Annotated in this window: 19 protein-coding genes and 1 pseudogene; 12 read left to right on the top strand and 8 right to left on the bottom strand. The window is 70.4% G+C overall.

Translation table 11 applies throughout. The annotated features are described in order from the left end of the window. From VHA72_RS02150 to VHA72_RS02135, 4 genes and pseudogenes are all read left to right on the top strand, one after another. Positions 1 to 606 (top strand): annotated as a pseudogene (locus VHA72_RS02150) (hypothetical protein); the annotation flags it as partial. Continuing rightward, positions 603 to 2,426: an efflux RND transporter periplasmic adaptor subunit gene (locus VHA72_RS02145; RefSeq protein WP_325572801.1), complete on the top strand. Its 1,824-nt coding sequence runs from the start codon at positions 603 to 605 to the stop codon at positions 2,424 to 2,426. The pseudogene VHA72_RS02150 and the gene VHA72_RS02145, both read left to right, overlap by 4 nt. 57 nt (positions 2,427 to 2,483) lie before the next feature. Further along, positions 2,484 to 3,209: a response regulator transcription factor gene (locus VHA72_RS02140; protein ID WP_325572800.1), complete on the top strand. Its 726-nt coding sequence runs from the start codon at positions 2,484 to 2,486 to the stop codon at positions 3,207 to 3,209. Between the two features lie 12 nt (positions 3,210 to 3,221). Continuing rightward, entirely contained in the window at positions 3,222 to 4,673 is a 1,452-nt protein-coding gene (locus VHA72_RS02135; protein WP_325572799.1) for a sensor histidine kinase, read from the top strand. Here VHA72_RS02135 and nadA read toward each other — a convergent pair. Then, positions 4,659 to 5,825, bottom strand: coding sequence for a quinolinate synthase NadA (gene nadA, locus VHA72_RS02130; RefSeq protein WP_325572798.1), 1,167 nt, complete (start codon positions 5,823 to 5,825; stop codon positions 4,659 to 4,661). The two genes, VHA72_RS02135 and nadA, sit on opposite strands and share 15 nt — an antisense overlap. 191 nt (positions 5,826 to 6,016) lie before the next feature. Here nadA and VHA72_RS02125 point away from each other — a divergent pair, with 191 nt between their 5' ends. Both VHA72_RS02125 and erpA read left to right on the top strand, forming a co-directional pair. Then, on the top strand, positions 6,017 to 7,090 hold the full coding sequence (locus tag VHA72_RS02125; RefSeq protein ID WP_325572797.1) for a glycerate kinase family protein: 1,074 nt from the start codon (positions 6,017 to 6,019) through the stop codon (positions 7,088 to 7,090). A 65-nt stretch (positions 7,091 to 7,155) separates the two neighbouring features. Further along, positions 7,156 to 7,512, top strand: a complete 357-nt coding sequence (gene erpA, locus VHA72_RS02120; RefSeq protein WP_325572796.1) for an iron-sulfur cluster insertion protein ErpA — start codon at positions 7,156 to 7,158, stop codon at positions 7,510 to 7,512. A 129-nt stretch (positions 7,513 to 7,641) separates the two neighbouring features. Here erpA and VHA72_RS02115 read toward each other — a convergent pair whose 3' ends face one another. Beyond that, positions 7,642 to 7,884: a hypothetical protein gene (locus VHA72_RS02115; protein ID WP_325572795.1), complete on the bottom strand. Its 243-nt coding sequence runs from the start codon at positions 7,882 to 7,884 to the stop codon at positions 7,642 to 7,644. A 62-nt stretch (positions 7,885 to 7,946) separates the two neighbouring features. Between VHA72_RS02115 and VHA72_RS02110 the strand changes: the two genes are divergently transcribed. After that, positions 7,947 to 8,924 carry a carbohydrate kinase family protein gene (locus VHA72_RS02110; RefSeq protein ID WP_325572794.1) on the top strand — a complete coding sequence of 326 codons (978 nt, stop codon included), beginning with the start codon at positions 7,947 to 7,949 and terminating at the stop codon, positions 8,922 to 8,924. On the opposite strand, the gene VHA72_RS02105 is transcribed toward VHA72_RS02110, so the two are convergent. Together VHA72_RS02105 and VHA72_RS02100 are read right to left on the bottom strand one after the other, a co-directional pair. Further along, a complete protein-coding gene (locus tag VHA72_RS02105; protein ID WP_325572793.1) occupies positions 8,917 to 9,141 on the bottom strand; it encodes a sulfurtransferase TusA family protein in 225 nt (74 codons plus the stop codon). The genes VHA72_RS02110 and VHA72_RS02105 overlap by 8 nt on opposite strands. A gap of 1 nt (position 9,142) precedes the next feature. Next, complete coding sequence (locus VHA72_RS02100) at positions 9,143 to 10,249, bottom strand: cysteine desulfurase family protein (protein WP_325572792.1); 1,107 nt, start codon at positions 10,247 to 10,249, stop codon at positions 9,143 to 9,145. Positions 10,250 to 10,358: 109 nt separating this feature from the next. Here VHA72_RS02100 and ctaC point away from each other — a divergent pair, with 109 nt between their 5' ends. The 5 genes from ctaC to VHA72_RS02075 all read left to right on the top strand — a co-directional run bounded on the left by ctaC (position 10,359) and on the right by VHA72_RS02075 (position 15,631). Beyond that, positions 10,359 to 11,270, top strand: coding sequence for an aa3-type cytochrome oxidase subunit II (gene ctaC, locus VHA72_RS02095; protein ID WP_325572791.1), 912 nt, complete (start codon positions 10,359 to 10,361; stop codon positions 11,268 to 11,270). Next, positions 11,267 to 12,949 carry an aa3-type cytochrome oxidase subunit I gene (ctaD, locus tag VHA72_RS02090; RefSeq protein ID WP_325572790.1) on the top strand — a complete coding sequence of 561 codons (1,683 nt, stop codon included), beginning with the start codon at positions 11,267 to 11,269 and terminating at the stop codon, positions 12,947 to 12,949. The genes ctaC and ctaD overlap by 4 nt, the downstream gene beginning before the upstream one ends. Next, positions 12,949 to 13,365 (top strand): cytochrome c oxidase subunit 4, encoded by a 417-nt coding sequence (gene ctaF, locus VHA72_RS02085; RefSeq protein WP_325572789.1) that lies wholly within the window; start codon positions 12,949 to 12,951, stop codon positions 13,363 to 13,365. The genes ctaD and ctaF overlap by 1 nt, the downstream gene beginning before the upstream one ends. Positions 13,366 to 13,495: 130 nt before the next feature. Continuing rightward, positions 13,496 to 14,761, top strand: a complete 1,266-nt coding sequence (locus tag VHA72_RS02080) for a L,D-transpeptidase (RefSeq protein ID WP_325572788.1) — start codon at positions 13,496 to 13,498, stop codon at positions 14,759 to 14,761. Between the two features lie 15 nt (positions 14,762 to 14,776). Beyond that, complete coding sequence (locus tag VHA72_RS02075) at positions 14,777 to 15,631, top strand: GNAT family N-acetyltransferase (protein WP_325572787.1); 855 nt, start codon at positions 14,777 to 14,779, stop codon at positions 15,629 to 15,631. A 147-nt stretch (positions 15,632 to 15,778) separates the two neighbouring features. Here the strand turns inward: VHA72_RS02075 and qcrB are convergent, their stop codons facing one another. From qcrB to ctaE, 4 genes are read right to left on the bottom strand one after another with little or no spacing between them, the layout of a single operon-like run. Further along, a complete protein-coding gene (gene qcrB, locus VHA72_RS02070; protein WP_414689738.1) occupies positions 15,779 to 17,515 on the bottom strand; it encodes a cytochrome bc1 complex cytochrome b subunit in 1,737 nt (578 codons plus the stop codon). Beyond that, the gene (gene qcrA / locus VHA72_RS02065) at positions 17,512 to 18,618 is read right to left on the bottom strand and encodes a cytochrome bc1 complex Rieske iron-sulfur subunit (RefSeq protein WP_325572786.1); all 1,107 of its coding nucleotides are present in this window, start codon (positions 18,616 to 18,618) and stop codon (positions 17,512 to 17,514) included. Before qcrA ends, qcrB begins: the two co-directional genes overlap by 4 nt. Beyond that, positions 18,615 to 19,493, bottom strand: a complete 879-nt coding sequence (gene qcrC / locus VHA72_RS02060; protein ID WP_325572785.1) for a cytochrome bc1 complex diheme cytochrome c subunit — start codon at positions 19,491 to 19,493, stop codon at positions 18,615 to 18,617. The genes qcrA and qcrC overlap by 4 nt, the downstream gene beginning before the upstream one ends. Positions 19,494 to 19,529: 36 nt before the next feature. Beyond that, complete coding sequence (gene ctaE / locus VHA72_RS02055) at positions 19,530 to 20,135, bottom strand: aa3-type cytochrome oxidase subunit III (protein WP_325572784.1); 606 nt, start codon at positions 20,133 to 20,135, stop codon at positions 19,530 to 19,532.

Raw genomic sequence — 20,135 nt, 5'->3', positions numbered from 1 at the left:
AAGGTCGGCAGCTGCGTCACCGTCACCCCGGTGATGAGCGCCAGCGGCGCGCCTTCGGCACAGTCGGGCAACACGGGCACGCTGGCCGCCGGCAACGTGCGGATCAGTCAGCCGACCAACGGCGACTGCCTCGGCGGCCTGGGCACCATGCGGCCCGGCGGGTCGGCCAGCGGGTTCCCGAGCGGGCGGCCCAGCGGGTTCCCGAGCGGACGGCCGAGTGGGTTCGCCAACGGCGGCCCGGGCGGTGGCCGCACCTTCGCCTTCGGCGCCAATGGCAAGGTCACGGCCGTCAGCGCGACCGGGTTCACCGTCGCCTCGCAGTTCCCGGGCACCTCGTCCCAGGCGCCGCGCGACACCACCGTGACGGTCAGCGGCTCGACGACCTACACCACCACCAAGCCGGGCGACTCGTCCGCGCTCAAGGTCGGCAAGTGCGTCGTGGCCACCGGCCAGAGCGACGACACTGGCGCGGTGACCGCCGACCGGTTGGTGGTCAGCGACCCGGTGAACGGCTCATGCACCGGCGGGTTCACGATCCGCCGGGGTGGTGCCGCCGGTGGTCAGACCGGCCAGGGTGCCGGCAGCAGCGACGGCGGCGCCGCGTGAGCATCGGGGTGAGTCTGTGGCGGCACCGGGCGGTCCGGGTGGGGACCGGGATCGTCGTGGTGGCCGCGCTGGCCGGGGGCGGCGTGGCGGCGTACGCCGCGCACGGGGGCGGGCCGGACGAGTACCGCACCGCCGCGGTGGCCTACGGCGACGTCGAGCAGACCCTCGCGCTCTCCGGCACGATCTCGCCGACCGGGCGAGCGGACCTGTCCTTCGGCACCGCCGGCACGGTGGCCTCGGTGAAGGCGGGCGTGGGTGACCATGTCACCCACGGGCAGGTGCTGGCCAAGCTCGACACCACCGCGCTGAGCACGGCGGTCAGCAAGGCGAACGCCGAACTGGCCGCCGCCAAGGCACAACTCGCCAAGGACGAGGACGCGCAGGCCGCTGCGGTCACCACCTCCGACTCGAGCACCTCGTCGACCCCGTCGAAGACGTCCCAGACCCCGTCGAGCACGCCCAGCCAGAGCAGCCCGTCCAACCCGACGTCGAGCAGCAGCGCTGCGCTGCAGAAGGCGCTGGCTCAGCTCGGCGTGCAGCAACGGGCCGTGGAGACCGCGCAGAGCGCCGTCGACGACGACCTCGCGGTGGAACAGCAGGCGCTGGACGCGTTGAACGGCACGAGCAGCCCCTGCCAGGCCGCCGACAGCTCGGCGTCCTCCGACCCCTCCTCCGGCGACCCCTCCGGTGGCTCCTCCGGCGACCCGAGCGCGATGCCGACGGGCTCGCCGACGACCGGGCCGGGCAGCCGGGAGTGCAGCGATGCGTTGACCGCGGTCCAGAAGGCCCAGCAGAACGTGCGCGATGCCGAGGCCGACCTCGACGACGCCCTGACCAAGCTGGCCGCCACCCTCACGAACGCGGCCAAGACGGCCGGACAGTCGAGCGCCACCCAGCAGGGCGGCTCCGGCGGCAAGGGCGGCGCCTCGAGCCAGGCCGGCAAGAACGGCAAGACCAGCCAGCTCCCGACCGGCACGGCCAGTCAGACGAGTCAGACCAAGCAGTCGACCGGCACGAGTGGCACCGCCACGGGCACCGGCGGCACCGGCGGCGAGCTGAGCCGGGGCACCGGCCAGACCGTCACCGCCGCCACCCTGGCCAAGGACCAGGCCTCAATCGACACCGCCAAGGCGAGCCTGGTGAAGGCGACCCAGGCGTTGGCCGGGGCCACCATCACCGCGCCGGCCAGCGGCACCGTCGCCCAGGTCTCGGTCGCCCGCGGCGACAGCGCGAGCGCCGGCAGCACCGCGATCGTGGTGATCGCGCCCGGCACCACCACCGTCGAGCTGAGCGTGAGCGACACCCAGGTGACCCAGGTCAAGGTCGGCCAGCAGGCCCGGGTCACGCCCGCCGGCGCCAGCCAGAGCTACGCCGGCAGCGTCACCCGGATCGGCGCGCTGCCGACCACGAGCAGCACGGGCACCTCGACGTACCCGGTGACCGTCACCCTCGACCAGCAGGGCCTCGTTCTGCTGACCGGCGCCACCGCCGCCGTGGACGTGGTCCTCGGCACCGCCAAGCACGTCCTCACCGTGCCGACCTCCGCGGTCTCCGACGGCTCGGTCGAGGTGTACGACGACGGCAGCGTCAGCCGCACCCGGGTCACCACCGGCCTGGTCGGCCGGTCGCGGACCGTCATCACCGGCGGCCTCAAGCTCGGCCAGCAGGTCGTGCTGGCCGATGCCTCCTCGCCGCTGCCCAGCAGCGCCAGCAGCAACACCCGCGGTGGGCTCGGCACCGTCCGGTTCGCCGGCGGCGGCGCGGTGAGCTTCGGCGGTGGCGGCGGCTTCGGAGGCAGAGGCGTCACCCTCGGGCGCTGAGCCCCCGCGCAGGGCTGCCACAGGATTCTCACAGGTCGATCGGGGAACCTGGGCGGCATGACGTCTGCCGCGCCCGAACTCACCCGTCAGGACGGCTCCCCACTGCGCGTGCTCGTGGTGGACGACGAGGTCAACATCGCCGAGCTGATCACGATGGCGCTGCGCTACGAGGGGTTCCAAGTGGCAGCGGCCCACGACGGGGCGAGCGCGGTGCAGACCGCGCGGGAGTTCGATCCCGACGCGATCGTGCTCGACATCATGCTGCCCGACATCGACGGCCTGGAGGTGCTGCGCCGGGTCCGGCAGGACGACCCCGACGTACCCGTCGTCTTCCTCACCGCCCGGGACGCGGTCGAGGACCGGATCGCGGGCCTGACCGCCGGGGGCGACGACTACGTCACCAAGCCGTTCTCGCTGGAGGAGGTCGTGGCGCGGCTGCGGGCGCTGATGCGCCGGGCCGGCGCCCGCCGCACCGAGACCCGCTCGGTGCTGAGCGTGGGCGACCTGGAGCTGGACGAGGACAGCCGGGAGGTCTTCCGTGGCGGCGACGAGATCAACCTGACCGCGACCGAGTTCGAGTTGCTCCGCTACCTGATGCGCAACCAGCGCCGCGTCGTCAGCAAGGCGCAAATCCTCGACCGGGTGTGGAACTACGACTTCGGCGGCCAGGCCAACGTCGTCGAGCTCTACATCTCCTACCTGCGCAAGAAGATCGACGCCGGGCGCGCCCCCATGATCCACACCATGCGCGGTGCGGGCTACGTCCTCAAGCCGGCGACGTAGGAGACTGACCCGGTGGCCACGCTGCAACCCGCGGAGGCGACCCGGCGCTGGGTCTCGCTGACCTCACGACTGGTGATCACCGCCGTCGTGCTGGTCGCGGTGGTGTGCGTGCTGATCGGCACCATCACCACGCTGGCGATGCGGTCCTCGCTGATGGACCGGCTCGACGGAGACGTCCGGCACCTGCCTACCCGCGTGGTCGCGCTCGACACCCACAACCGCGGCCCCGGCACGCTGCTGGCGCTGATCCCGCTCTCCACCAGCACGCCCGTAGATGGCGGCGTGCTCAGCGACGTACCCAGCCAGTTCCGCGGCCTGTCCGACAGCGCCACCGCCGCCCTGCTCGGACTGCCGCGCGACGGGCAGATCCACCACGTCAACATCCCCGGGTTCGGCGGCTACCGGGCCACCGCTCGGACCGGCCACCTGGTCGGCAGCTCCGACGACGTGGTGATGGTGACCGGCCTGCCCACCGCCGATGTGGACTCCACCATCCGCAACCTGATCGGCTGGGAGGCGCTGCTGACCCTGCTCGGCGTGGGCGTGGCGGCGTTCGTCGGCGCCGCGGTGGTACGCCGCCAGCTCCAGCCGCTGCGGGACGTCGCCGCGACCGCCCATGCGGTGGCCGCGCTGCCGCTGGCCTCGGGCGCGATCGAGGTGACCGAGCGGGTGCCCGGCCGGCTGACCGACGAGGCGACCGAGGTCGGCCAGGTGGGCGCGGCGCTCAACACCCTCATCGCCCACGTGGAGTCGTCCCTGCGCGCCCGACACCGCAGCGAGCAGCAGGTGCGCCAGTTCGTGGCCGACGCCTCACACGAGCTGCGCACGCCGCTGACCACGATCCGCGGCTACACCGAGCTGGCCCAGCGCCGACCCACCGACGAGCAGGCGGTCAAGACCGCGCTGGCGAAGGTGGAGGAGGAGTCCGGCCGGATGTCGGCGATGGTCGAGGACCTGCTGCTCCTGGCCCGGCTCGACTCCGGCCGCCCGCTGGAGCGGGCCCCGGTCGATCTCACCCAGTTGCTGCTCGAGGCGGTCTCCGATGCCCGAGTGGTCGCGCCCGGCCACCACTGGCGGTTGGCGATGCCGCCGGACATCGACCCGGAGACCGACGAGCCGATCGCGGTGGTCGGGGACCGGCTGCGACTGCACCAGGTGGTGTCCAACCTGCTGACCAACGCGCGCAAGTACACCCCGTCGGGGACCACCGTGACGGTCACGGCGCGACCCGATGGCTTCGTCGTCCACGACAACGGTCCGGGCTTCCCGCCGGATCTGGTGGAGCACGCCTTCGAGCGGTTCACCCGCGGCGACCAGTCGCGTCACCGAGACGGGGGCGCCGGCCTGGGGCTCTCGCTGGTGCGGGCCATCGTCAGCTCGCACGGTGGCACCGTCTCGCTGGCGTCGCGGCCGGGGGACACCGCGATCACCGTCGTACTGCCGGTGTCCTCAGTCGCGACGTGACCTGCCGGGCAGGTCGAGCATCCGCTCCAGCGCGACCCTGGCGTAGTGCTGGGTCTCGTCGTCGACCTCGATGACGTTGACGATCTGGCCGGCTGCCAGCGACTCCAGCGCCCACACCAGGTGGGGCAGGTCGATGCGGTTCATCGTGGAGCAGTAGCAGACCGTCTTGTCGAGGAAGACGATCCGCTTGTCCGGGTGCGCCTTGGCCAGACGCTGCACCAGGTTCAGCTCGGTGCCGATCGCCCAGGCCGAGCCGGCCGGCGCGTCTCGGATGGTGTTGATGATGAACTCGGTCGAGCCGACGTAGTCGGCCTTCAGCACGACCTCGTGGCGGCACTCGGGATGCACCAGGACGTTGATGCCGGGGATCTCGGCCCGCAGATCGTCGACGGCCTCGGGGGAGAAGCGGCCGTGCACCGAGCAGTGTCCCTGCCACAGGATCATGGTGGCCTCGCGCAACTCCTCGGCGGCCAGACCGCCGTCGGGCCGGTGGGGCAGCCACGAGACGCACTTCTCCAGTGGAATGCCCAGTTTGAGTACGGCGGTGTTGCGGCCCAGGTGCTGGTCGGGCAGGAAGAGCACCTTGGAGCCCTGCTCGAAGGCCCACTCCAGCACCGCCTGGGCGTTGCTGCTGGTGCACACCACGCCGCCGTGGCGGCCGCAGAACGCCTTGATGTCGGCGGAGCTGTTCATGTAGGTCACCGGGACGACCTGGTCGGCGATCCCGGCCGCCTCCAGCGTCTCCCAGGCGGCCTCGACCTGCTGCAGCCGGGCCATGTCGGCCATCGAGCAGCCGGCCGCCAGGTCGGGCAGGATCACTCGCTGGGCGTCGCTGGTGAGGATGTCGGCCGACTCGGCCATGAAGTGCACGCCGCAGAAGACGATGAACTCCGCGTCCGGCCGAGCCGCCGCGTCCCGGGCGAGCTTGAACGAGTCGCCGGTGACGTCGGCGAACTGGATGACCTCGTCCCGCTGGTAGTGGTGGCCCAGCACGAAGACCCGGCCACCGAGCTTCTCCTTGGCCGCGCGGGCTCGCTCGACCAGTGCTGGGTCGGACGCCGGCGGCAGGTCACCCGGACATTCCACGCCGCGCTCGGAGTCGAGATCGACTCCGCGACCGAGCGGCAGCAGCGGACGCTCAACGGTGCTCATGGCGGCCATCCAATTTGGGGGTGGTGGCGGCGGCACATCGGGTCCGGAGACTGACGGCGAACCGCCAAACTGTCACGGTGACAGTTGGCGCCGAGAGTGACAGTTCAGATGTGTCACTCTCGGCCCGAAGTGTCACGGTGATACTTTGCGCGGCTGGCTCGCCAACCAGGCCGACTCCTTAGGGTGACCCCATGCGCATCCTCGTCGCCCCCGACAAGTACGCCGGGACCCTCAGCGCGGTTGAGGCAGCCGAGGCGATCGCGACCGGCTGGCGTCGGACGGCGCCGGGCGACGAGCTCGACCTCGCCCCGGTCTCCGACGGCGGCCCGGGCTTCCTCGACGCCCTCCACGCCGGGTTGGGCGGCGAGCTGATCGCCGTCACCGTCAGCGGGCCGTTCGGGGAGCCGGTGCCGGCGGCGGTGCTGCGGATCGGCACCACGGCGTACGTCGAGAGCGCCCAGGCCTGCGGCCTCCATCTCACCGGCGGCCGGCGCGGCGAGGACGCCACCACCTACGGCGTCGGCGAGCTCCTGCGGGCGGCGCTCGACGGGGGCGCCCGCAGGGTGGTGGTGGGCCTGGGCGGCAGCGGCAGCAACGACGGCGGAGCGGGCCTGCTGGCCGCCCTCGGTGCCGCCGCCGACGTACCTCTGGACCAGGGCGTGGCCGGGCTGCGTGGCCTGACTCGGATCACCCTGCCCGAGCGGCCCGCCGCCGAGCTGGTCGTGGCCAGCGACGTGGACAACCCGCTCACCGGCCTGTTCGGCGCGACCAAGGTGTTCGGACCGCAGAAGGGCATCGCCGACCTGCCGGCGGCCGACGCCGCGCTGGAGGCGCTGGCCGCGGCCGCTGGCCGAGTCGCGGCGGTCGAGAAGGGCGCCGGCGCGGCCGGTGGGCTCGGCTACGCGCTGCTGCTTCTCGGTGCCACCCGGAGGCCGGGCCTGGGCGTGATCGCCGACGCGGTCGACCTGGACGACAGGCTGGCCCGTGCCGACCTGGTCATCACCGGCGAGGGCGCCTTCGACGCCTCCAGTCGGGGCGGCAAGGTGCCGGTCGCCGTCGCCGAGCTCGCCGCGCGGCATGCCCGGCCCTGCGTCGTGCTCGCCGGCCGGGTGGAGATCGGTGTCCGGGAGGCGCGGTCGCTCGGCGTCGAGGCGGCGTACTCCGTCGTCGACGTCGCCGGCGAGGAGCGGGCGCTGGGAGATCCGCACCGCGCGCTGGCCGACCTGGCCGAGCGTGTCGCGCGGACATGGCATGTGGGGGAATAACCGGCCGTGTGCGACGATTGAGCCGAATGACCGACTCGCACCCCAGACCCGAGGGAGCACACAGCATGACCGAGCAGGTTCAGTTCGAGCACCGGACGGACAGCATCAACCTCAGCCCCGTCGCCGCGTCCAAGGTGAAGAGCCTCCTCGAACAGGAGGGCCGCGACGACCTGAGCCTGCGCATCTCGGTGCAGCCGGGTGGCTGCTCGGGCCTGCGCTACCAGCTGTTCTTCGACGAGCGCACCCTCGACGGCGACGTCGTGACCGACTTCGACGGCGTGAGCGTGGTGGTGGACCGGATGAGCGTGCCCTACCTCAACGGCGCGACCATCGACTTCGTGGACACCATCGAGAAGCAGGGCTTCACGATCGACAACCCGAACGCCACCGGGTCCTGCGCCTGCGGCGACTCCTTCCACTGATCAGCCCACTGATCAGCGTCGCCGGGCACGCGCGCTCGGTTGCCTTGCGATCACACGCCCCAGACACGAGAGCCCCCGCCGTCCGGCGGGGGCTCTCGTGCCTTCTGGGAGGGTGAAGAGAGGGAAGACTCAGTCGAGCTCGAGATCGAGCGCGCTGGCCAGACGCTGCGCGGCCTGCAGCATGTCGATGTCCTGCTTGGGCAGGCCCTGCGGGTAGTCCTCGAACCGGATGCTGGGAGCGGGGCGGAGGGCGTCGCGCGCGACACCGGTGAGGCCCAGCCGGACGCCGGCCTCGTGGCAGTCGGCGCGCATCTCGGCCGGGCTGGCCGGATCGTCGTACGCCGTCAAAGAGCGCTGGATCGCGTCGGTCATATCTCGACGCTAGGGCCTACCGATGGGTACCTCCAGCGGTACCCATGGGTAGTGTTCCGAGCATGGGTTCACTCCTCATCGCCGGCTCGATCGCGACCGACCATCTGATGAGCTTCGGCGGCCGTTTCGCCGACTCGCTGGTGGTCGAGCAGCTCGACAAGCTCTCGGTCAGCTTCCTGGTCGACGACCTGGAGATCCGCCGCGGCGGCGTGGCGCCCAACATGTGCTTCGGGCTCGGCCAGCTCGGTCTCCACCCGGTGCTGGTCGGTGCCGCGGGGGAGGACTTCGCCGACTACCGGTCCTGGCTGGAGCGGCACGGCGTCGACTGCAGTCACGTCCACATCTCGGAGTCGAAGCACACCGCGCGGTTCGTGTGCACCACGGACGAGACGATGGCGCAGTTCGCGTCGTTCTACCCGGGCGCGATGAGCGAGGCGCGGCTGATCGAGCTGGCCCCGATCGTGGCGGCTGTCGGCGAGCCCGACTACGTCCTCATCGGCGCCGACGACCCCGACGGGATGCGCCGGCATACCCAGGAGTGTCGCCAGCGCGGCTACCGGTTCATCGCCGACCCGAGCCAGCAGCTGGCCTTCGGCGAGGGTGAGCTGATCCGCGAGCTCATCGACGGCGCGGCGCTGCTGTTCTCCAACGAGTACGAGTCGCACATGATCGAGCAGAAGACCGGCTGGTCGGCCGAGGAGGTCCTCGAGCGGGTCGGCACGCAGGTCACCACGCTCGGCGCCGACGGGGTTCGGATCACCCGCAAGGGCGAGGACCCGATCGTGCTGCCGGCCGCCAAGAACGTCGCCGCGGTGGAGCCCACCGGCGTCGGCGACGCGTTCCGGGCCGGCTTCCTGGCGGCCACCGCCTGGGAGCTGTCGCTGGAGCGGGCCGCCCAGGTCGGCTGCGTGCTGGCCGCCTACGTGGTCGAGACCGTCGGCACCCAGGAGTACTCCTTCACCCCGGCGCAGTTCCTGGCCCGTCTCGAGGACTCCTACGGCGCGACCGCGGCGGCCGACGTCGCGCCGCACCTCAGCTGAGCCGCCGCACCAGGTAGACCGGGACGCCGTCCTCGGCGCGGCGCTCGCCGAGGAACTCCTGCTCCCGCATCCGGCACCAGGCCGGTACGTCGTGCCGGGCGGCAGGGTCGTCGGCCGCCACCGCGATCTCCTCGCCGACGGCCACCTCGCGCAGGTGGCGCCCCAGCGCGATGATCGGGGCCGGGCACGGCTGGCCGCGGCAGTCGAGCTCCCTCATGTCACACCCCTGCCCGGGCGCGGATGTCCGCGACCACGCCGGGCAGCACGTCCAGGAACCGCTCCACGTCGGCACGGGTCGTCTCCCGGCCGAGCGAGAGCCGGACGTTGCCGTGGGTGAGCGCGCCCATCGCGGCCAGCACGCGGGACGGTTCGCGGGTGTCGGCCGCGCACGCGGACCCGCTGGCCAGGCCGAAGCCGAGCCGGTCCAGCTCGGTCACCAGCGCCTCTCCGTCGACGTACAGGAACGAGAACGTGACCAGGTGCGGCAGCCGGTCCACCGGGTCGCCGACCACGTCGACATCCGGGATCGTCGCCACCCGCGACCGGATCAGGTCGACCAGCGCGCGCTGGCGGGCATCGGTCTCGGCCCGCTCGGCCAGGACCGCCTGCAGCGCCGCCGCGGCGGCCAGCGCGGCCGGCACGTCGGGGAAGCCGTCGTCGCCGCGGGCCAGCGGATCGGCGGCAGGGAAGGGATTGGTCCAGCGCGCCCGATGCCGCACCAGGAGTACGCCGACGCCCGCGGGGCCGCCCCACTTGTGCGCGGACCCGGCCAACGCGTCCCAGCCACCGGGCAGCGGCAGCCGGCCCATCGAGGCGCAGGCGTCGACGAAGACCGGCGCCGCCACGTCGAGCTCGTCGACCGGCTGGAGAGTGCCGACCTCGTGGTTGGCACTCTGCAGCGCCACCGCTGCCGCCTCGCCGGAGGCCGTCCGCAGCTCCTCGACGAGCGCCCGTCCACTCGGGTCCACGCCGGTGACCAGCGGCTCGCCCCACCACGCCGCGGCGTCGCCGACCGCCTGGTGCTCGACGGCCGGATGCGCGATCCGGCGTCCCCGGGCGGGCCGGGCCGCGGCCAGTCCCAGCAGCCCCAGCTGCACCGCCCGGGTACCCGAGGAGGTGAACAGCACCTCCTCGCGCCGTACCCCCAGCGCGGTCGCGATCACCTCGCGGGCGTTGTCCAGCAGCAGCCGGGCGTCCCGCCCGGGGCCGTGCAGGCGGCGGGGATCGGCGTACCCATGGTCGAGGGCGGCGAGGAGCGTGTCGCGCGCGGCCGGGTGCAGCGGCTCGGAGGAGGCCACGTCCAGATAGACGGCGGCATTTCTCACATGCGGACTCTATCGACCGACCCTGCGGACCGCCCCGGAGGCGATTCCGATAGTCTGCGGCCTATCCGTGAATGGTCGTAGAGAGAGAGGCTCGTTCGTGGGTCTGCAGATGCCCGGATCACCCGGGCCCAAGCGCGCCAAGGGCGCGGCCGCCCGCTGGCGGCGCCTCGCCCTGTTGGGCAGCCTGGGTGCCAGTGCCGTCCTGCTGGGAGGCTGCTCCACCGCCTTCAAGAACATGGGAATGCCGACGCCCGCCGACACCCAGGGAGAGCACACCCTCCACCTGTGGCAGGGCGCCTGGATCGCCGCGTGGATCACCGGCGGCATCGTGTGGGGCCTGATCTTCTACTCGATCTGGCGCTTCCGGCGCCGCAGTGAGGACGAGATCCCGGTCCAGACGCGGTACAACCTGCCGCTGGAGATCTTCTACACCATCGCGCCGGTGCTGATGGTGATCGTGCTCTTCTTCCACACCGTCAAGGCGCAGGACGCGATCCTCGACGACAACCTCCCGGTGGACAACACCATCGAGGTGACCGGCCAGCAGTGGAGCTGGACGTTCAACTACGGCGTGGGCACCCAGGACGCCTCGGCCAACAAGGACGCCGCGGACCAGAACTACCCCTACTCCAGCTACGTCTACGACGCGGGCACCGCCTCGCACATCCCGACGCTGGTGCTGCCCATCGGTGAGACCACCCGGTTCAACCTGCACTCGCCCGACGTCATCCACGACTTCGGCGTGGACCACTTCCTCATCCACATGGACGTCGTGCCCGGCCGGGTCAACCACTACGAGGTGACCCCGACCAAGCTCGGCACCTACCGGGGCGCCTGCTACGAGCTGTGCGGCCTCTACCACTCGCGGATGCTGTTCCACGTCAAGGTCGTCTCCAAGGCCGACTACGAGGCCTACCTGCAGAGCCTGCGGGACAAGGGCTTCACGTCGACGAAGCCGCTCATCGGCGGCGCGGACGCCTACACCCAGGCCGGCCTCCAGTCCGAGGGAGAAGCAGAGTGACCACCACGGCCCCCAGTCCCGGCACCACGACCGTCATCCGGCGGCCGCTCGGCCAGCAGATCTACTCGCTGCTGACCACCACCGATCACAAGCTGATCGGCAAGATGTACGCCGTCACCTCGTTCTGCTGGTTCCTCGTCGGCGGCGTGATGGCGCTGCTGATCCGCTCGGAGCTCGCGTTCCCCGGTCAGCAGTTCCTCAACGACGAGCTGTACAACCAGATGTTCACCATGCACGGCACGATCATGCTGCTGCTGTTCGCGACGCCGCTGTTCTTCGCGTTCGGCAACATGATCATGCCGCTGCAGATCGGGGCGCCCGACGTCGCGTTCCCGCGGTTGAACATGTTCAGCTACTGGCTGTTCCTGTTCGGCGGTCTGATCGCCGCCTCGGGCTTCCTCACCCCGCAGGGCGCGGCCGACTTCGGCTGGTTCGCCTACACCCCGCTGTCCAACGCGGTCCGCTCGCCGGGCGTGGGCGGCGACCTGTGGATCATGGGTCTGTGGATGGCCGGTCTGGGCACCATCTTGGGCGCGGTCAACTTCATCACCACGATCATCTGCATGCGTGCCCCGGGCATGACCATGTTCCGGATGCCGATCTTCGTGTGGAACACGATGATCACCTCGCTGCTGATCCTGATCGCGTTCCCGGTGCTGGCCGGCGCGCTGCTGATGCTCGAGGCCGACCGCCAGTTCGGCGCCCACGTCTTCGACGCCAGTCACGGCGGGCCGATCCTGTGGCAGCACCTGTTCTGGTTCTTCGGGCATCCCGAGGTCTACATCATCGCGCTGCCGTTCTTCGGGATCGTCTCCGAGATCTTCCCGGTCTTCAGCCGCAAGCCGATCTTCGGGTACGTCGGCCTGGTCGGTGCGACCACCGGCATCGCGGTGCTCTCGGTGGCGGTGTGGGCCCACCACATGTTCGTCACCGGCGCCGTCGACCTGCCGTTCTTCTCCGGCATGACGTTCCTGATCGCGGTCCCGACCGGTGTGAAGTTCTTCAACTGGATCGGCACGATGTGGGGCGGGTCGATCTCCTTCGACACCCCGATGCTGTGGTCGCTGGGCTTCCTGACCACCTTCCTGTTCGGCGGTCTCACCGGCGTCATCCTGGCCAGCCCGCCGCTGGACTTCCACGTCTCCGACTCCTACTTCGTGGTGGCGCACTTCCACTACGTGGTGTTCGGCACCGTGGTGTTCGCGATGTTCGCCGGCTTCTACTTCTGGTGGCCCAAGATCACCGGCAAGATGCTCAACGAGCGGCTCGGCAAGGTGCACTTCTGGCTGCTGTTCGTCGGCTTCCACACCACCTTCCTGGTGCAGCACTGGTTGGGCGTCGAGGGGATGCAGCGGCGTATCGCCGACTACCTGCCCGGTGACGGGTTCACCACCCTGAACCAGGTCTCCACGGTCGGCGCCTTCCTGCTGAGCCTGTCGATGATCCCGTGGTTCCTGAACCTCTACCTGACGCGCAACGCGCCGAAGGTCGAGGTCGACGACCCCTGGGGCTGGGGCCGCTCGCTGGAGTGGGCGACCTCGTGCCCGCCGCCGCGTCACAACTTCCACACCCTGCCCCGGATCCGCTCCGAGTCCCCGGCCTTCGACCTCCACCACCCGGAGATCGCGGCGCTGGAGCTCGAGGCCGCGGGCGTCGACACGAACGGTGGTGCGCACTGATGAAGGCCGAAGCCTGGATCTTCGCAGCCTGCACGATCTTCTTCGCGCTGGTGAGCCCGACGTACTGGTTCGTCACCGCCGGCTCCGAGCACGGTGGCGACTGGACCGGCACCTCGGCGCTGGTCATGTGCACGTTGCTGATGGCGATGATCACCCTCTACATCGGGTTCCACGCCAAGCAGATGGACCCGCGCCCCGAGGACCGCAAGGACGGCGAGATCGCCGACGGCGCCGGCGAGCTCGGCTTCTTCCCGCCGTTCTCCTGGTGGCCGCTGTGGTGCGCGCTGTCCCTGGCCTTCGTGGTCTTCGCGGTGGCGATGGCGGCCTGGTGGCTGTTCATCATCGGCGCGGTGGTCGGCTTCATCTGCGTGGCGGGGCTGGTCTTCGAGTACTACCGCGGCGAGCACGCGCACTGACGACACGGACCCCGTGATGCTGAACACCCGGCATCACGGGGTCCGTCGTCTGCAGCCTGCCAGCGGTTACAGTGGTGGTCCGGCTCGTCATGGGGGACGGGCTGCCGTGCGTGATCTCCGGGAGTGCTGCATGTCCACCTCGTCTCGTCCTGCCCGCCGCGTCAGGCGCCTGTCTCGCGCCCGTACGGCGGCGCTCGCGCTGGTGGTGGTGGGCGGGCTCGCCCTGGCTGGTTGCGGTGCCTCCGCGCCGTCCTCCGGTGGCAACGGTGGGGGCGGCGGAACCTCGGTCCAGGCGGGCGCCGACGGCGCCCAGGACGGCGCCGCGAGCGCTCCCGCGGGGCACATCAGCGCCAACGTGCACGCCAAGCAGAAGAACGTCGCGGTCGACACCCAGGTCAAGGTCGACGGCAGCAACGGCCGGCTCGAGGACGTCTCGCTCACCTCGGCCAAGTCGGGCCAGGTGGCCGGCACCCTGGCCGCCGACGGCAGCAGCTGGCAGGCCGACGGCCTGCTCGAGCCGGGCTCGGCGTACGTCTTGAAGGCGACGTTGACCGGCGCGGATGGTCAGACGGTCACCAAGACCCGCCGGTTCACCACCCAGAGCCTCACCCTGGCCCAGCAGACCTATCCCTCGATCTCGCCGTTGGCCGGCCAGACCGTGGGCGTGGGCATGCCGGTGATCGTGAAGTTCGACGTGCCGGTGACCGACCGCGCCTCGATCGAGAAGCACCTGTCGGTGACGTCGGTGCCCGCGCAGGCGGGCTCGTGGCACTGGTTCTCCAACACCGAGGTGCACTGGCGTCCCAAGCACTACTGGAAGGCCGGCTCGACCGTCACGGTGCACGCCGACGTCAACGGTGTCTCCGCTGGCAACGGCGTCTACGGTCAGACCAGTCGTGACGTCACCTTCCACGTGGGCGATCGGCACATCTACAAGGTCGACCTGAAGACCGACCAGATGAAGGTCTTCTCCAACGGCAAGCTGCTGCGCACCATCCCGGTCACCGGCGGCCAGCCCGGCTTCACCACCCGCTCGGGCATCAAGGTGATCATCCAGAAGTACGCCAAGCACACGATGAACTCCGAGACCATCGGCATCCCCAAGGGCGATCCGAACTACTACGACATGAAGGACGTCCAGTGGGCGATGCGGATGACCTTCTCCGGGGAGTTCCTGCATGCCGCGCCGTGGTCGGTGGCCTCCCAGGGCCATGCCAACGTCTCGCACGGCTGCACCGGCATGAGCACCGCCAACGCGGACTGGCTCTACCACATGACCCGGGTCGGTGACGTCGTCGAGGAGTCCGGCACCAACCGGCCGCAGGAGGTCACCAACGGCTATGGCGACTGGAACCTCTCGTATCAGGACTACAAGAAGGGCTCGGCGCTGGCCTGACCGGAGCGGGTTGCGGTGCTGAGCCGGCCTGAGCCCCGGGAGCTGCCCGAGGTCGTGGACGCGCTGCGCGCCTGGCAGTACGACGCCGGGCCGATGCAGCTGCATCCGGGCGATCTCGGCTGGTATCAGCGGTTCGGTGCAGAGGCGGCGGCGACGGCGCTGCGGACCTGGCGTCGGGACGGCCGGATCCTGGCCGTCGGGCTGCTCGACGGCCCGGGGCTGGTGCGGCTCGGCATCGCCCCCGAGGCCGGCGAGGACGAGGATCTGGCCCAGCGGCTGGTCGCCGACCTGACCGACCCGACCCGCGGCGTGCTGCCGGCGGGCGAGGCGTTCGCCGAGGCCCGCTCCGGTGAGCTGCTGCGGGCCTCGCTGCTCGATGCGGGCTGGACCCTCGACGAGCCGTGGGCGCCGCTGTGCCGGGACCTCACCGAGCCGGTGGAGGAGTGCGGCCTGCGGATCGAGATCACCGGCCCGGACCGGGTGCCGGCGCGGGTCGACGTGCACCGTGCGGCGTTCGAGCGCTCGACGTTCACGCCGGAGCGCTGGCAGGCGATGGCCGCCGGCCCGGCGTACGCCGATGCCCGCTGCCTGGTCGGCTACGACGACCGGGATGATGCCGTCGCGGCGGCGACGGTGTGGTCCGCCGGCGCGGGCCGGCCCGGCCTCCTCGAGCCCGTGGGCGTGCACCGCGACCACCGCGGTCGCGGCCACGGCACCGCGATCACGCTCGCCGCGGCGGCCACGCTGCGGCGGTTGGGCTCCTCCACCGCGACGGTGTGCACCCGGAGCGCCAACGTGGCTGCGGTCGCCACCTACGAGTCGGCCGGCTTCGAGCGACTGCCCGACGTGCGCGACCTGCGCCGTCGCTAGGGCGCGTTCGCCAGCGGGTCGGGCCCCCGCGGGATCACCAGCGACGAGGAGGCCCGCGCGTTGCTCTTCACGGCCATGCTCTCTCCTCGGGTACGACGAGGGCCCGGGAGCGGTGCTCCCGGGCCCTCGCTGCGTTGGCGCGCCGACTCAGTGCTGGTGGTCGCCGCGCAGGTTCTCGTCCTCGACCAGGTGGTGGCCGTCGAACTGGTGACCGTCGGCGGCGTGACCCTCGATGCCGGCCAAGGCATGGGCCTCGTGCTCGGCGTGGTGGTGCGCCTCCTCGAGCTCCTCGACGGTCGGCTTCTGCACGTCGTCCGCGTAGTAGAGCGTGCGGAGCCGGTCGCGCAGCGTGGTCTTGCCCTTCGCGGTCGGGCCGTCGTCCTCGCCGGCGCCCTCGGGGCCCCGGTCCCGGACGGTGATCGCGTAGGCCTTGGCCTCGTTGATCGCCAGGTGCTTCTCGGAGTAGCCACCCTCCGGGGAGCGCATGATGACGCCGGTCTCGTAGCCGTGCAGCAGCGTCTCGTTGTCGTGCCGCTGCAGCGCGATGCACCAACGCCGGGTGATGAAGAACGCGATCGCGGGACCGACGAACACCAGCACGCGCAGGGCGTAGGTGATGTTGTTGATCGAGGAGTGCAGCTTGATCGCGATCAGGTCGTTGCCGCCGGCGAGCCAGAACATGGCGTACCAGGTCATCAGGGACACCATGAACGCGGTGCGGGTCGGCGCGTTGCGCGGACGCTGGAGCAGGTGGTGCTCGCGCTTGTCGCCGGTGATCCAGGCCTCCAGGAAGGGCAGGATCGTCAGCAGGATCCATGACAGCGTCGGCATCAAGATGACCGGGACGAAGATGTTCCACGACCAGGTGTGACCCCAGAAGTGCGACTCCCAGCCGGGCATGATGCGCAGCGCGCCGTCGGGCCAGCCCATGTACCAGTCCGGCTGCGAGCCCGCGGTGACCTTGGTCGGGTCGTACGGGCCGAACTTCCACACCGGGTTGAGCGAGAGGACGGCGCCCATGACGGCCGTGACGCCGAAGGTGATGAAGAAGAACCCGCCGGCCTTCGCGGCGTACACCGGAAGCATCGGGTAGCCGACGACGTTGGTCTCCTTGCGACCGGGGCCGGGCCACTGGGTGTGCTTGTGGTAGACGAGCAGCAGCATGTGCGCAGCGATCAGGGCCAGGAGCAGGCCAGGGATCAGCAGCACGTGGATGGTGTACAGGCGGGGGATGATCGAGTCGCCCGGGAACTCCCCGCCGAAGAGGAAGAACCCGATGTAGGTGCCGACGATCGGGATCGCCTGGATGAAGCCGTCCGCCGCCCGGACACCGGTGCCGGAGAGCAGGTCGTCGGGCAGCGAGTAGCCGGTGAAGCCCTCGAGCGTGCCGAGGATCAGCAGCAGCGAGCCGATGACCCAGTTGAGCTCGCGCGGCTTGCGGTGCGCGCCGGTGAAGAACACGCGCAGCAGGTGGATCATCATCGCGGCGATGAACAGCATCGCGGCCCAGTGGTGCATCTGACGCAGCAGCAGGCCGCCACGGACGTCGAAGGAGATGTCCAGCGAGCTGGCATAGGCCTGTGACATCTCGATGCCGCGCAGGTTCGGGTAGCTGCCCTGGTAGGTCACGTCCGCCATGGAGGGCTTGAACCACAGGGTGAGGAACACGCCCGTGATCAGCAGGACGACGAAGCTCCACAGCGCGATCTCGCCGAGCATGAAGGACCAGTGGTCCGGGAAGATCTTGCGGAGGTTCTTCTTGCCCATGGCCGCCAGGCCCAGGCGCTCGTCGGACCACTGCGTGATCTTGCCGATGCGGGTCGGCTGCTTCGCCGTCGCCGCCGAGGTGTTGCTCGTCGCAACCTTGCTCGTGTCGACGCTCACTGGCCGTTCTCCTTGCTCCACTCGTCAGCGATCTCGCTGGGCGACTTGGTATCGCGCTCCCAGAAGCTCGGGCCGACGGGCTCGGGGTAGTCGCTCAGCGCGACGATGTACCCCTCGCTGTCGACGCCGATCGGCAGCTGTGGCAGGTGCCGGCCGGCCGGGCCGAAGATGACCTTGCCGGAGTCGGCCAGGTCGAAGGTGGACTGGTGGCACGGGCACAGCAGGTGGTGCGTGGTGCGCTCGTTGAGCGAGATCGGGCAACCCACGTGGGTGCAGATCTTCGAGTAGGCCACGATGCCGTCGATCGACCAGTTGCGGGTGACGTCGGAGACGATGTCGGCTGGATCCATCCGCAGCAGGACGGTGGCCGCCTTGGCCTTGGCGACCTGCAGGTCGGCCCCCTCGAGGACCTGGCCCTCGGGCAGCGGCTGGCCGTCGGAGGTGCCGAAGATGATCTCCGGCTCGGCGTTGACCAGGTCACCGATCTCGAGGTCGGAGGGACGGATCGGGGTGCCGACGACGTCGCGGACCACGCGCATGTTCTTGGTCCACACGGTGTGCTTGAGCTTGTCGCCCGGGAGCGGACCGAGGTCACGCAGCATCACTACGGCCGGGGCGATCAGCAGGCCGACCGAGCCGATGAGGGTGTTGCGGATCAGGGGACGACGGGCGATGCCGGACTCCTCGAGGCCCGCCTGCAGGGCGGCGAGGGTGGCCGAGCGGTCCTCCGCGGAGGAGGAGGCCGGGTGACGCTCCTCGACCAGCTCGACGTCGGCCATGAGCTTGCGGGCCCACTGGATGACGCCGATGCCGATGAAGAGGAAGGCACCGCCGAGGGTCAGGCCGAGGGCGACGTTGGACGCGCCCAGGCCGATGATCTTCTGACCGTTGATGCCGGTGCGCAGCGTCACGTAGAAGACGACGAACAGGACGGTGCAGAGGACCGAGAGACCGAAGAACGTCGCGACCTGGCGCTCCGCGCGGCGCTCGGCCCGCGGGTCGACGTCGGTCGGTCGCCAGTGGTGCTCCGGGAGACCCGGATCGGGCAGCAGTTCGTCGGTGTGAGCCTCGATGCTGTGCTCGAGCTCGTGAGAGTCGCTCACTGCGCCGTTCCCTTCTTCTTCTTGGTACGGGTGGTGTGGGCGGCGATCCAGACGGCGAAGGCGACCATGACGCCGAGGCCACCGACCCAGGCGAAGAGACCCTCACTCACCGGGCCAAGACCGCCGAGACCGAAGCCGCCGTACCCGGGCTGCTTCTTCATCGACTCGATGTAGGCGATGACGTCCTTCTTCTCCTCGGGCGTGATGTTGCCGTTGGAGAAGGTGTCCATCGACTGCGGACCAGTCAGCATGGCCTCGTAGATGTACTTCGGGTCGGTGTCGAGCAGCTTGGGCGCGTAGCCGCCGCGCGGCATGGCCCCGCCCTCACCGGTGAAGTTGTGGCAGGCGGTGCAGTTGGTCAGGAAGATCTGACCACCGCGGACGATGGCCTCCTGCTTCTCCGCATCCGTCATTCCGGCGGTGCTGTAGTCCTTCTCGGACGGGATGGCCGGACCCGGGGCGAGGCTGGCGACGTACGCCGCGAGCTCGTCGATCTCGGTCTGGCTGAAGATGTTCTTCTTCTTCTGCACCTGGGCGCCCGGCTGCACCATCGGCATCCGGCCGGTGCCGACCTGGAAGTCGACCGAGGCGGCGCCGACGCCGACCAGCGACGGGCCGATGAGCTTGCCGTCCTTGCTGGTCAGACCCTCGGCGTTCTGCCCGTGGCAGAAGGCGCAGCTGACCAGGAACAGCTGACGGCCCTTGGCGGCCATCGCGGCCTGGTCCTGCGCCGTCTCGGCGGAGGACGAGGGGGAGAAGACGGCGTAGAGACCGCCGGAGAGGGCCAGGCCGAGCAGCAGCAGCACCAGGCCGGCCAGGGGGCCGCGACGGTGCCGCGAGAGGCGACCGACGGAGCGGTTCAGGAGACGCACCATGTTGTCCTTGCAGTCCTTGATCTTCGCAGCGGTCGACTACTTGATGAGGTAGATGGTCGCGAACAGACCGATCCACACCACGTCGACGAAGTGCCAGTAGTACGACACGACGATGGCGCTCACGGCCTGCTCGTGAGTGAACTTGCGGGCGACGAACGTGCGGCCGAGCACGAACAGGAAGGCGATCAGGCCACCCGTCACGTGGAGACCGTGGAAGCCGGTGGTCAGGTAGAACACCGTGCCGTAACCGGAGGCGGGCAGGGTGATGCCCTCCTGGATCAGGCTGGCGTACTCGGTGGCCTGGCCGGCGATGAAGATCGCGCCCATCAGGTAGGTCAGCACGAACCACTCGCGCAGGCCCCACTTGGCGACGTTGAACAGCGACCCCGAGCGACCCACCTGACCACGCTCGGCGGCGAACACGCCCCACTGGCAGGTGAACGAGGAGAGCACCAGGATGGTGGTGTTCACCGACGCGAACGGCACGTTGAGGTGCGCCGTGCTCTGCGCCCACAGCTCGGGGCTCACCGATCGGATCGTGTAGTACGCCGCGAACAGGGCCGCGAAGAACATCAGCTCGCTGGAGAGCCAGATGATCGTGCCTACGCTGACCATGCTCGGCCGGTCGTGATGCCCGTGCAG

The sequence above is a fragment of the Nocardioides sp. genome, assembly GCF_035547795.1.
Classification (GTDB): domain Bacteria; phylum Actinomycetota; class Actinomycetes; order Propionibacteriales; family Nocardioidaceae; genus Nocardioides.
The sequence above is the reverse complement of the archived record's forward strand: the minus strand, read 5'-3'. Positions and strand labels throughout refer to the sequence as shown.

Excerpts from the sequence above, each read along its gene's own strand:
- VHA72_RS02110 (WP_325572794.1), top strand. The coding sequence starts at position 7,947 with ATGGGTTCACTCCTCATCGCCGGCTCGATCGCGACCGACCATCTGATG.
- VHA72_RS02080 (WP_325572788.1), top strand. The coding sequence starts at position 13,496 with ATGTCCACCTCGTCTCGTCCTGCCCGCCGCGTCAGGCGCCTGTCTCGC.
- VHA72_RS02125 (WP_325572797.1), top strand. The coding sequence starts at position 6,017 with ATGCGCATCCTCGTCGCCCCCGACAAGTACGCCGGGACCCTCAGCGCG.
- ctaC (WP_325572791.1), top strand. The coding sequence starts at position 10,359 with ATGCCCGGATCACCCGGGCCCAAGCGCGCCAAGGGCGCGGCCGCCCGC.
- VHA72_RS02105 (WP_325572793.1), bottom strand. The coding sequence starts at position 9,141 with ATGAGGGAGCTCGACTGCCGCGGCCAGCCGTGCCCGGCCCCGATCATC.
- ctaF (WP_325572789.1), top strand. The coding sequence starts at position 12,949 with ATGAAGGCCGAAGCCTGGATCTTCGCAGCCTGCACGATCTTCTTCGCG.
- erpA (WP_325572796.1), top strand. The coding sequence starts at position 7,156 with ATGACCGAGCAGGTTCAGTTCGAGCACCGGACGGACAGCATCAACCTC.
- nadA (WP_325572798.1), bottom strand. The coding sequence starts at position 5,825 with ATGAGCACCGTTGAGCGTCCGCTGCTGCCGCTCGGTCGCGGAGTCGAT.
- qcrC (WP_325572785.1), bottom strand. The coding sequence starts at position 19,493 with ATGGTGCGTCTCCTGAACCGCTCCGTCGGTCGCCTCTCGCGGCACCGT.
- VHA72_RS02140 (WP_325572800.1), top strand. The coding sequence starts at position 2,484 with ATGACGTCTGCCGCGCCCGAACTCACCCGTCAGGACGGCTCCCCACTG.
- VHA72_RS02115 (WP_325572795.1), bottom strand. The coding sequence starts at position 7,884 with ATGACCGACGCGATCCAGCGCTCTTTGACGGCGTACGACGATCCGGCC.